Here is a 10941-nt window from a genome sequence, read left to right on the forward strand (position 1 = left end):
GATGAGCGCGCAGTACTGTGACGGAATGCACGTCACCTCCGCGGAGTCGACGGAGTTGTTCACCGGCCCGGCCGACGCACCGCTTCAACTCGTGCGGGTGGCGTACCGGATGTGCACCGGGCCCACGCCGGTCCGCATCGAGGGGCCGGGCCTCGAAACGGTAGGTGACGTGCTTGCGACGCCGCGCGGCCGCACGGTCGAGGTGCCGGTTCGCGTGGCCGAGGCAAAAGTCGGTGAGCGCAGGCCCGCACGCGTCATCGCGGGTCGCAGCACTGAGCCGTTCGACTTCGTCGTCGCCGAGTCCGGCTGGACGATGTTCATGGTCAGCCACTTCCACTACGACCCCGTGTGGTGGAACACCCAAGCCGCGTACACGAGCGTGTGGACCGAGGATCCGCCAGGGCGTTGCAGGCAGACCAACAGCTTCGAGCTCGTCAGCGCGCACCTCGAAATGGCCAGGCGCGAACCGGAGTACAAGTTCGTGCTCGCCGAGGTCGACTACCTCAAGCCGTACTGGGACACGCACCCCGAGGACCGCGCCGACCTGCGAGCCATGATGGCCCAGGGCCGCATCGAGGTGATGGGCGGCACCTACAACGAACCAAACACCAACCTCACCTCCCCGGAGACGGCGATCCGGAACTTCGTGCACGGCATCGGTTTTCAGCGCGACGTCATGGGCGCCACTCCGGCCACCGCATGGCAGCTCGACGTGTTCGGCCACGATCCCCAATTCCCCGGCATGGCGGCCGACGCCGGGCTGACGTCGAGCTCGTGGGCGCGCGGTCCGCACCACCAGTGGGGTCCGATGGCCGACGGCGGCGATCCCGAGCGCATGCAGTTCGCCAGCGAGTTCGAGTGGATGGCCCCGTCGGGCCGCGGCCTGCTGACGCACTACATGCCCGCGCACTACGCGGCAGGGTGGTGGATGGACTCGTCGGCGTCGCTCGAGGAGGCCGAACGGGCTACCTACGAGCTGTTCAGCGGGCTGAAGAAGGTCGCGCTGACCCGCAACGTGTTGCTTCCGGTCGGCACCGACTACACGCCACCGAACAAGTGGGTCACCGAGATTCACCGCGACTGGGGCGCCCGCTACACCTGGCCCCGTTTCGTCTGCGCCGTCCCGAGCGAGTTCTTTGCCGCCGTGCGGGCCGAGCTCGACGAGCGCGGCGCGGTCCCGTCGCCGCAGACCCGCGACATGAACCCGATCTACACGGGCAAGGACGTCTCCTACATCGACACCAAGCAGGCCAACCGCGCCGCCGAGCACGCGGTGCTGGAGGCCGAGCGGTTCGCCGTCTTCGCGGGCCTGTTGGCCGGCGCGACCTACCCCGAGGCGGCGCTGGCCAAGGCGTGGGTGCAGCTGGCGTACGGTGCGCACCACGACGCCATCACCGGCTCCGAGTCCGACCAGGTGTACCTCGACGTGCTGACCAGCTGGCGCGACGCGTGGGAACTGGGCCGGACGGCACGGGACAACGCGCTTTCGTTGTTGTCGACCGCCGTCGACGCCTCGATCGTCGTATGGAATCCGTTGGCGCACAACCGAACCGATGTCGTCACCGTGCGTCTCGACGAGCCGTTCGCTGGCGTGGTGCTCGACGCGGACGGCGCCGAGGTGCCCACGCTCGTCGAACACGACGGGCACTCCGTCAGCTGGCTGGCATGTGACGTCCCGTCGCTGGGGTGGCGGGCGTACCGGTTCGCCGACGGCGACCCTGGCACCGGGTGGGTGCCGGTGGCTGGGCACGAGATCGCGAACGAGCACTACCGGCTGAGTGTCGACCAGCAGCGTGGCGGCGGTGTGAGCTCGCTGATCGCCGGGCAGCGGCAGATCATCGCGACCGGCCGCGTCGGCAACGAGTTGGCCGTCTACACCGAGTACCCAGCCCATCCCAAGGCCGGTGAGGGCCCGTGGCACCTGCTGCCCAAGGGGCCCGTGACGAGTTCGGCCAAGACACCGGCGAAATCGGTTCAGGCATACCGAAACTCGTTGGGGGAGCGCATCGTCGTGCACGGCCGGATGCGCGGGCTGCTGAGCTACACGCAGACGCTCACGCTGTGGCACGGCATCGACCGCGTGGACTGCCGCACCACGATCGACGGTTTCACCGGTGAGGACAGGCTGCTCCGGCTGCGCTGGCCGTGCTCGGTGCCCGGCGCGATGCCCGTCAGCGAGGTCGGCGACGCCGTGATCGGCCGCGGGTTCGGCCTGATGCACCGCGCCGGCGCGAGCAAGGCCGTCGACAGCGCGAAGTTCCCCTACACGCTGGACAACCCGGCTCACGGGTGGTTCGGGCTGTCCTCGATGGTGCGCATCCGCGTCGCCAGGGACGGCGACGTCGGCGTCCGTGCGATATCGGTCGCCGAGGTGGTGTCCCCCGGCGGCGAGGCGGACGCGCTGGCCCGCGACGTGATGGTGGCGCTGGCCCGCGCGGGCGTCACGGCCACGTGCACCACGGCGGACAAGGCGCGCTACGGCGACCTGGCCGTCGACTCGAACCTGCCCGACGTGCGGATCTCGCTCGGGGGCCCCGCGGACAACGCGTTCAGCGCCGCGGTGCTCGGCCGTGATGCCAAAGGTACGGAGCGCGTGTGGATTCCGGCGGCCGCGCCACTGGCAGACGTGTGGCTGCCCGGCGCCGACCTGCGCGGCTTACACAAGCTTCCGGTGCTCGTCGTCGACGCGGCCGACGGGCTCGAGGCGGCCGTGGCGGCGCTCGTCGACGACCTCGGCGACGCAGTGATCGAGGTCGATCAAGCGCTGCCCGCGCACGTCGAGGCGTTCGAGGACAGGACCGTCGCGGTGTTCAACCGCGGCGTGCCCGGATTCGCCGTCGACGCCGACGGCACCCTGCATACGTCGCTGATGAGGTCGTGCACCGGCTGGCCGTCGGGAACCTGGATCGACCCGCCGCGACGCACCGCCCCCGACGGCTCGAACTTCCAGCTGCAGCACTGGACCCACGCCTTCGACTATGCACTCGCGGCGAGCGACGGTGACTGGCGGACAACCGACATGCCCGCGCGCAGTGCGGAGTTCGGCCAGCCGCTGCTTCCCGTCGCCGCGCACCACGACCCCGATTCGGGTGGACTGCCAGCGTGGGGTGCGCTGCTCGAACTCGAGCCGGCGCGTGGCGTGGCGCTCGGCGCGCTCAAGGCGCTCGGCAACCCAACCGCACGCGGCGGCGCCGACCACGTCGACCCCACCGAAGGCGTCGCAGTGCGCCTCGTCGAAACCCTCGGCCGCACAACCGACGTCACCATCCGCTCGGGGTTGCGGACCGTGTCGAGCACCGAGCGGCTCGACCTGCTCGAACAACCCGTCGGCCCCGGCTCCGACATTCTGACGTTGCACGGATACGAGATCGCCACGGTGCGTGCACAGCTGAACCTGCCGCGGGTGCTCGACGCCGACCACGTGACGCTGGCCCCCGACGCCGAACCCGCGCAGCCGCTGTATGCGAGGTACTGGCTGCACAACCGTGGGCCCGCGCCGCTGGGTGGCCTGCCCGCAGTGGCTCACCTGCATCCGCATCAGCTCGCGGTCGAACCCGGTGCGCCCGTGGAACTTCAACTCACCGCGGTCAGTGACGGTGACGTGCCGCTCCATGGCAAGGTGCGGCTGACGTGCCCGCCCGGCTGGACGGTGAACACCGACGAGCTGCCCTTCGTGCTCCCGCCAGGGGAGTTCCTCGAGACCAACGTCGCGCTCGCGATGCCACCGGGCACGCGTCCTGGGCTCTATCCGGTGCGCGCCGAGCTCGCCGTGACCGGAGGCGCGTCCGTCCCCGCGTCGTGGCGGCAGACGGTCGAGGACGTGTGCATGGTGTCCGTCGGCGCGACCGACGACGGCGTGCTTCGGCTGGTGAGCGGTCCCGAGCCCGTCGACGTCGCCGCCGGAGCGCGGGCGACACTCGCCGTGACCGTGGCCAACGACACCCACGCGGACCTCTCGCTCGAGGCACACCTCATCACCCCGTGGGGCACGTGGGAGTGGATGGGCGCAGGCGTCGTCGGCGCCGACGTTCGCGCCCGCAGCACGCTCGTCATCGGGTTCGACGTCGCACCACCCAAGTGGGTGGAGCCCGGCGAGTGGTGGGCACTCGTCAGGGTTGGCTGCGCGGGTGAACTGGTCTACTCGCCCGCGGTCCGAGTGACTGTCCGATGAGCGCCGACGTGGTGGCCACCGTCGCGGGACGTCCGCTGCGCGTCGACGAGGTCGACGTCCGCGAAGACCGGCTGCGGGCAACGCGATTGGCGAGTGCCCTGCCACGCGCTGGAACCAGCGAGGGGCGTCAACTCCGGCGCTGGATCACCCAACTGATGGTCACCGAACGGGTCGTGGCGATGCAGGCGGAAACCCTTGGCTTGATACCCGACGGGGCGCCAAGCGAACGGGACCTGTTGCCCGACAACGTCGCCCGCATGGAGCTCGGCAGCGTCGCGGCGTCGGTGCTCGACCAGCCACTGGCCCGCGCGCTGTTCGTCCACGTCACCGCGTCCTTGGTCGTCTCTGATGCCGACGTCGCGGACTACCACGCCCGCAACCCTGGTCGATTCGCGCCGCCCGCGCCCGCCGCGGGTAGCTGGCGTCGTCCCGCGGATGGCGTCGCGCTCGCCGACGTGCGTCCGGTGATCGCGGAACACTTGCTCGCGGCCGCGCGGCGCCGGGCCTTCCGCGGCTGGCTCGACGCCCGGTGCGCCGAGCTCGTCGAATTGGCGCCCGGCTACGAACATCCCGGCGATCCTCGCCAGCCCGACAACACCCACCGCCACTGATGGCTACATCTACCCCCGGTCGCTCCGCTCCTGCCCGCCGAACCCCCCCGCTGCTCGCGCTCGACGTCGGCGGGACGAAGATCGCCGTCGGGATCGTCGACGCCGACGGGACGCTGGTGCACCGTGACCAGTTGCCCACTCCGGACGGCGACGCGGAGGCGGTGTGGGCGGTGGCGAAGCAGTTGATCACCGCCGCGACCCGGATCGCGGGCGGTCACGTGGCGGGCGTCGGGATCGCATCCGCCGGGCCGATCGACCTGCGCGAGGGAACCGTGAGCCCCATCAACATCGCTGCCTGGCAACGGTTTCCGATCGTCGAACGCGTTGCGGGGCTGACCGGACGCGACGTTCGGCTGGGCGGCGACGGGCTCTGCATGGCGCTCGGCGAACAGTGGCGCGGCGCCGCCCGCGACGCGCAGTTCCTGCTCGGCATGGTGGTTTCGACCGGCATCGGGGGAGGGCTGGTGCTCGATGGCGCGCCATACGACGGACGCACCGGCAACGCAGGACACGTCGGGCACGTCGTCGTCGACCCCGACGGTGGTCCGTGCACCTGCGGCGGCCACGGTTGTGTCGAGACCGTCGCGTCCGGTCCGCACCTTGCCCAGTGGGCGCGCGACCACGGCTGGGCCGCACCGCCCGAGGCCGACGCGAAGGAGCTCGCCGACGCGGCTGGCCGTGGGGATGCCGTCGCGCTGCGCGCGTTTCGAAGGGGTGCGACGGCCGTCGCGGCGACGATCGCTTCGGTGGCGGCGGTGTGCGATCTGGACCTGGTGGTGATCGGCGGCGGGGTCGCGAAGTCCGGTGCGCTGCTGTTCGATCCGCTCCGCGAGGCGCTCGCGTCGTATGCCGGACTGAGTTTCATCCGCGACATCAGCGTCGTCCCGGCGACGCTCGGAGGTGACGCCGGCCTCGTCGGCGCTGCCAAACTCGCGATGTCGGCGTAAAACGGAACTCGATGCGCATCTTCGTCACCGGCGGGACCGGAGCGATCGGCCGCCACGCACTGCCGGCGCTCGTCGGCGAAGGGCACCAGGTGGTCGCGCTCGCGCGATCGCGCGCCAAGGCCGACGAGATACGGGCCCACGGAGCGACGCCGACCGACGTGTCGATCTTCGACCGCGACGGGTTGACCGCCGCCTTCGCCGGCCACGACGCCGTGCTGAACCTGGCGACCGCGCTTCCGCCGACCAAGTCGGCGATGCGGGTGTCCGCCTGGGCGCCGTGTGAACGGTTGCGCACAGCGGGATCCGCCGCGGTCGTCGACGCGGCCATCACCGCGCACGTGCCGCGCGTGCTCCAGGAATCCGTGGTGATGATCTACGCCGACGGTGGCAGCGCGTGGCTCGACGAGGACGCTCCCGTCGACCGCTATCCGATCGCGCGTGGGAACCATGCCGCCGAGGCGAGTGCCCGTCGCTTTGCCGAGTCGGGAGGTATAGCGACCGTGCTGCGGTTCGGGCTGTTCTACGGGCCGGGGTCAGTGCAGAGCGACGAGTTTCTCTCCATGGCCCGCAGGCACGTCGGCTTCATGCCGGGCCGAAGGGACTCCTACCTGTCGTCGATCCACCTCGCCGATGCGGGCGCCGCCGTGGTCTCGGGTCTCGTCGCCCCGGGCGGCACCTACAACGTCGTCGACGACGAACCGTTGACGAAGTCCGGCTATGCGCAGGCGGTGGCCGCCGCCGCCGCCACCCGGCTGTGGCTGCGAGTCCCCGGCCGCCTCGGCTACCTGCTCGGCGACCGACTGACGTCGCTCACCCGGTCGGTGCGGGCGAGCAACCGGCGGTTCTCGGAAGCTACCGGCTGGCGGCCGCTGTATCCGAGCGCGCGGGAGGGTTACCGAGCGACGGTGCGCGACGGTTGACGGGCCCGTGGCGAACGGCCTTGCGCTCCATGTGTTTCCGGCCCCAGTCGCAGAGGCTCGCGAGCACGGGGGCGAGCGTCGTGCCGTACTCCGAGATCGAGTAGTGCACGCACGGCGGCACGGTCTGCGCGTCGTGGCGATCCAGGATGCCGTCGTCGACCATTTCCCGCAGATGGCGGATCAGCATGCGTTCGGTGATGTCGGGGATGCTGCGCCGCAACTCGGCGGTGCGCATCGGTCCGTCGAGCAGCCGCCACATGATGGTGCCCTTCCACCGACCGTCGATCACGGTCAGCGCCGTATCGATCGGGCAGTCGCTGATGCCCTTCTTCGACACCGCCATGAATACCTCCACCATGCTGCCAAATTTGTCAGTACCTTGTTTTCTGTCAGCATACCCACCAGGGTCGATGACATGGAACGAGTTCTCACGATCGTCGCGCTGATCATCACCGGACCACTGGTGGGCATCGAGTTGGGAGTCGCCGCGGTCGTCAACCCGCTGGCCGCCAAGCTGCCGGACAGCGGCTTCCGGATCGTCCGCAGCGGTGGGAGCAGGTGGCTCGGACTGCTCATGCCGTTCTGGTACCTCGGGTCGCTGGCCGCCCTCGTCGCAGTGGCGATCACGTCACGCGCCGGGCTCGTCACCACCGCAGTCGCCTTGATGGTGGCCGTGGTCGTGCTCACCGTCTCGGTGCTGGTGCCGATCAACAATCGCGTCGCACGCTGGACGACGGACGCGGACGTCGACCGGACCCTGACCGGACGGTGGGACCGCTACCACTGGCTCCGCGTAGCGATCCTGGCCGTCATCTTCGCCCTCCTCGCGATTTCGGCGCGCTAGCGGTCGCTCAGCGACTGAAGACGCGCCGAAATCGCATCGGGCGGGACGCGTTTTGGCTGATGGGGTACAGCTCGGCTATCCTTGCTGGGTTCCACCGAAGACCGTCGGTCACCGAGCAATCGGTTGAAGGTCCCGGATCAACCCGGGCGGCCCACGCAGGAGGACGAGGTAGTTGCATCTTTGCGCGCCCCGACCTGTCTGTGTCGGGGCGTTCGTCGTTTCCGGCCCCTCAAGTGTCCTGGTCTTCGCGGAACACCCGAAACCATCCACGAGGAGGCATGCATGGCCAAGGCTGACAAAGCCACCGCGGTCGCTGACATCGCCGAACAGTTCAAGGAGGCGACGGCCACCGTCGTCACCGAATATCGCGGGCTGACGGTCGCCAACCTGGCCGAGCTTCGACGCTCGCTCACTGGCTCCGCCACCTACTCCGTCGCCAAGAACACCTTGGTCAAGCGGGCCGCCAGCGAGGCCGGTATCGAAGGCCTCGACGAACTGTTCGTCGGACCGACTGCGATCGCGTTCATCAAGGGCGAGCCGGTCGACGCCGCCAAGGCGATCAAGACCTTCGCCAAGGATCACAAGGCGTTGGTCATCAAGGGCGGCTACATGGACGGCAAAGCGCTGTCCGTGGACGAGGTCAACCGCATCGCGGACCTCGAGTCGCGCGAGGTGCTGCTGGCCAAGCTGGCCGGAGCGATGAAGGCCAAGACCAGCCAGGCCGCGGCACTGTTTGCGGCCCCGGCATCGCAGGTCGCCCGACTCGTCTTCGCGCTGCAGGAGAAGCGGGCCGCAGAAGCGCCCGCCGAGGCACCGGCGCCCGCCGTCGCTGACGCACCGGCACCTGCCGAAGTCGAAGCAGAAGCACCGGCACCCGCCGAGGCAGAAACAGAAGCACCGGCAACCGCCGAATAAGCACCACCCAATCCCACCAAGCAAGTAAGTAAGGAAGGACCACACAATGGCCAAGCTCAGCACCGAAGACCTGCTCGACGCGTTCAAGGAACTGACCCTGTTGGAGCTCTCGGAGTTCGTCAAGGCGTTCGAGGAGACCTTCGACGTCACCGCGGCCGCCCCGGTCGCCGTTGCCGCCGCAGGCGCCGCGCCCGCAGCTGCCGAGGCCGCCGAGGAGCAGTCGGAGTTCGACGTCATCCTCGAGGGCGCAGGCGAGAAGAAGATCGGCGTCATCAAGGTCGTCCGCGAGATCGTCTCCGGCTTGGGCCTCAAGGAGGCCAAGGACCTCGTCGACAGCGCTCCCAAGCCGCTGCTCGAGAAGGTCAACAAGGAGGCTGCCGACGCCGCCAAGGCCAAGCTCGAAGAGGCCGGCGCGACGGTCACCGTCAAGTAGTTTCACCCGCGAAGGGCCCCCGGCGATCCCGGGGGCCCTTTCGTGTCTGAAGCCACCGAAACGTGGTCGATGGAGCGCAAATCGAGCAAATTTCGTCGCCCATCCTGCGGCGATGTCACGGAACGGCACAAAGGACGTAGCTCCACGAGGAGTGCGCTACAGTGACTCAAGCCACAGGTGGGTGGCGTGTGGCTGAAGGCAGTCTTGGCGGAAGGATCGCGCGTGGGTATCGGCATTCAGGTTGAGGGACTGACGAAGTCCTTCGGGTCTCAGCGAATTTGGGAAGATGTCACCTTCGACATCCCCGCGGGCGAGGTCAGCGTGCTGCTGGGCCCGTCGGGTACCGGTAAGTCGGTGTTCCTGAAGTCGCTGATCGGCCTGCTGCGCCCCGAGCGCGGCAAGATCATCGTCGATGGCACCAACATCATCGAGTGCTCGGCCAAGGAGCTCTACGAGATCCGCACGCTGTTCGGCGTGATGTTCCAGGACGGCGCCCTGTTCGGGTCCATGAGCCTGTATGACAACACCGCGTTCCCGCTTCGTGAGCACACGAAGAAGAAGGAATCCGAGATCCGCCAAATCGTGATGGAGAAGCTCGACCTGGTCGGTCTGACCGGTGACGAGACCAAGTTCCCCGGCGAGATCTCGGGCGGTATGCGCAAGCGCGCCGGGCTGGCCCGCTCGCTGGTGCTCGACCCGCAGATCATCCTCTGCGACGAGCCCGACTCCGGTCTTGACCCGGTCCGTACCGCCTACCTGTCGCAGCTGTTGATCGACATCAACGCCCAGATCGACTGCACCATCCTCATCGTCACGCACAACATCAACATCGCCCGCACGGTGCCCGACAACATGGGCATGCTGTTCCGCAAGCACCTGGTGATGTTCGGCCCGCGTGAAGTCCTCCTCACAAGTGATGAGCCGGTGGTCAAGCAGTTCCTCAACGGCCGCCGCCTCGGCCCCATCGGCATGTCCGAGGAGAAGGACGAAGGCACGATGGCCGAGGAGCAGGCGCTCGCCGATGCCGGTCACCACGATGGTGGCGTCGACGAGATCGAAGGCGTGCCACCGCAGATCCAGGCCACCCCGGGTATGCCGGAGCGCCAAGCCGTGAACCGTCGCAAGGCTCGGGTGCGCGAGATCATGCACACCCTGCCCCCGGCCGCCCAAGAAGCCATCCGCGACGACCTCGAGGGCACCCACAAGTACGCCACCCACGAGCTCGGCGTCGACGCACCGACCGCACGCCACCGCGGCGACGACGAGGCGCCCACCGCGTCGATCCCGGTCTCCCGCGAGGGATAGCAGCCAGGTTCGTCCACCATGGCCGACGCGCAACGGTCGGCGGCGCTGACGCGCGTCGAGGCATTGCTCGCCCGGCCCGCCACGCTCGTCGATGGATATCTCGACGTGCTTGGCTTCGAGCAGGTCCCGCAGACGACGGCCCAGCGCGTCATGGGCTCGACACTGCTGCCCCGCATCTACGAACGCTTGTGGCGGCCGGTGGCGTTCTTCGGGTTCACCATGCGCAACACCGCAGACGAAGACCGTCTGAAGCTGCGGCTGCTCGACATCGCCGAAGGCGACCGCGTGCTCGACCTGGCGTGCGGTCCCGGCAACACCACCCGCACCCTGGTGGCGAAGGTCGGATCCGACGGGCTCATCGTCGGGGTGGATAGTTCGGCGACCATGCTGGCCCAAGCCGTGCGCGAGACGCCGAGCGACGACCCCGTCGGCTACGTCCGTGCCGATGGCGCTGACCTTCCGTTCGCCGACGGGACCTTCGACGCCGTCAGTTGCTATGGCGCGCTGTACCTGATGGACGACCCGTTCGGCTCGTTGCGGGAGCTGGTCCGGGTGCTGAAGCCGGGCGGACGCATCGCAGTACTCACCACGTGTGCGCGCGGTCCGGCTCGACTGCGCCGGCTCAGCGTCGCCGCATCGCAGATGGCACCACTGCGGCTCTTCGACGTCCACGAGATCACGATGGCGTTCCACGCCGCCGGGCTCGTCGACGTCGAACGCAAGGTGTCCGCGGCGTCGCAGACCGTGAGTGGACGTCGCGCCGAGAGGTAGCCCGCGACTACCGCTGGCTCGGCG

At 69.0% G+C, this 10941-nt stretch carries 10 protein-coding genes; 9 read left to right on the forward strand and 1 reads right to left on the reverse strand.

The features are described from left to right. Positions 1–25 precede the first annotated feature (25 nt). Genes SLQ33_RS10390 through SLQ33_RS10405 form a run of 4 tightly spaced genes read left to right on the forward strand, consistent with a single transcriptional unit; the run spans position 26 to position 6649 of the window. Positions 26–4171 carry an NEW3 domain-containing protein gene (locus SLQ33_RS10390; protein ID WP_319453734.1) on the forward strand — a complete coding sequence of 1382 codons (4146 nt, stop codon included), beginning with the start codon at positions 26–28 and terminating at the stop codon, positions 4169–4171. Further along, positions 4168–4782 carry a malonyl CoA-ACP transacylase gene (locus tag SLQ33_RS10395; RefSeq protein ID WP_319453735.1) on the forward strand — a complete coding sequence of 205 codons (615 nt, stop codon included), beginning with the start codon at positions 4168–4170 and terminating at the stop codon, positions 4780–4782. Before SLQ33_RS10390 ends, SLQ33_RS10395 begins: the two co-directional genes overlap by 4 nt. Further along, on the forward strand, positions 4782–5729 hold the full coding sequence (locus tag SLQ33_RS10400) for an ROK family protein (protein WP_319453736.1): 948 nt from the start codon (positions 4782–4784) through the stop codon (positions 5727–5729). The genes SLQ33_RS10395 and SLQ33_RS10400 overlap by 1 nt, the downstream gene beginning before the upstream one ends. An 11-nt stretch (positions 5730–5740) precedes the next feature. Then, a complete protein-coding gene (locus tag SLQ33_RS10405) occupies positions 5741–6649 on the forward strand; it encodes an NAD(P)-dependent oxidoreductase (RefSeq protein WP_319453737.1) in 909 nt (302 codons plus the stop codon). Here SLQ33_RS10405 and SLQ33_RS10410 read toward each other — a convergent pair. Further along, positions 6582–7007 carry a helix-turn-helix domain-containing protein gene (locus tag SLQ33_RS10410; protein ID WP_319453738.1) on the reverse strand — a complete coding sequence of 142 codons (426 nt, stop codon included), beginning with the start codon at positions 7005–7007 and terminating at the stop codon, positions 6582–6584. The genes SLQ33_RS10405 and SLQ33_RS10410 overlap by 68 nt on opposite strands. A gap of 57 nt (positions 7008–7064) precedes the next feature. On the opposite strand from SLQ33_RS10410, the gene SLQ33_RS10415 reads away from it, so the two are divergent. The 5 genes from SLQ33_RS10415 (at position 7065) to SLQ33_RS10435 (ending at position 10917) form a co-directional block, all read left to right on the forward strand. Next, the gene (locus SLQ33_RS10415) at positions 7065–7493 is read left to right on the forward strand and encodes an anthrone oxygenase family protein (protein WP_319453739.1); all 429 of its coding nucleotides are present in this window, start codon (positions 7065–7067) and stop codon (positions 7491–7493) included. A 282-nt stretch (positions 7494–7775) separates the two neighbouring features. Continuing rightward, positions 7776–8408, forward strand: a complete 633-nt coding sequence (gene rplJ / locus SLQ33_RS10420; RefSeq protein ID WP_319453740.1) for a 50S ribosomal protein L10 — start codon at positions 7776–7778, stop codon at positions 8406–8408. Positions 8409–8454: 46 nt separating this feature from the next. Further along, positions 8455–8841, forward strand: a complete 387-nt coding sequence (gene rplL / locus SLQ33_RS10425; protein ID WP_319453741.1) for a 50S ribosomal protein L7/L12 — start codon at positions 8455–8457, stop codon at positions 8839–8841. A gap of 222 nt (positions 8842–9063) precedes the next feature. Further along, on the forward strand, positions 9064–10146 hold the full coding sequence (locus tag SLQ33_RS10430; protein WP_319453742.1) for an ABC transporter ATP-binding protein: 1083 nt from the start codon (positions 9064–9066) through the stop codon (positions 10144–10146). An 18-nt stretch (positions 10147–10164) separates the two neighbouring features. Next, entirely contained in the window at positions 10165–10917 is a 753-nt protein-coding gene (locus SLQ33_RS10435) for a class I SAM-dependent methyltransferase (protein ID WP_319453743.1), read from the forward strand. The last annotated feature ends 24 nt before the right edge of the window (positions 10918–10941 follow it).

It is taken from the genome of Mycobacterium sp. RTGN6 (assembly GCF_033804605.1).
Taxonomy (GTDB): domain Bacteria; phylum Actinomycetota; class Actinomycetes; order Mycobacteriales; family Mycobacteriaceae; genus Mycobacterium.